The 458-nt window shown below is 69.4% G+C and carries 1 protein-coding gene; it reads right to left on the bottom strand.

The genetic code is table 11. The features are described 5' to 3' along the window. The coding region (locus F0Q45_RS26765) for a ketoacyl-synthetase C-terminal extension domain-containing protein (protein WP_306439482.1) at window positions 1-458 on the bottom strand (458 nt) is incomplete at both ends.

The raw sequence follows: 458 nt of genomic DNA, 5'->3' as shown, positions 1-458 counted from the left end.
CCCATGCCGACCCATTGGGAGCCTTGGCCGGGGAAGACGAACACCGTCTTGCCCGCCGGTGTCGCGGTGCCGCGAACCACCGAGAGCACTTCATCGCCGGCCAGCTCGTCTAGCCCGGCCAGCAACCCGTCCCGCTCCCCACCGACCACCACCGCACGATGCTCAAAGGTCGAACGCCCCGCCAACGACCACCCCACATCAGCAACATCAAGCTCGGGATGCGCCCGCAGATACCCGGCCAACCGCACCGCCTGCGCCCCCAACGCCGACGCCGACTTCGCCGAGATCACCCACGGCACCACCGGCCGCGACCGACCAGGCTCCCGAGACTGCTCGGCAACCGCCTCCACAATCACATGCGCATTCGTGCCGCTAATCCCAAACGACGACACCCCCGCGCGCCGCACCCGACCATCACCGGGCCACGGCTGCGCCTGGGTCAACAACTCCACCGCCCC

The sequence above is a fragment of the Mycobacterium simiae genome, from assembly GCF_008370645.1.
In the GTDB taxonomy this organism is placed as follows: Bacteria; Actinomycetota; Actinomycetes; order Mycobacteriales; family Mycobacteriaceae; genus Mycobacterium; species Mycobacterium simiae_A.
This window is presented reverse-complemented; position numbering and strand designations above follow the sequence as displayed.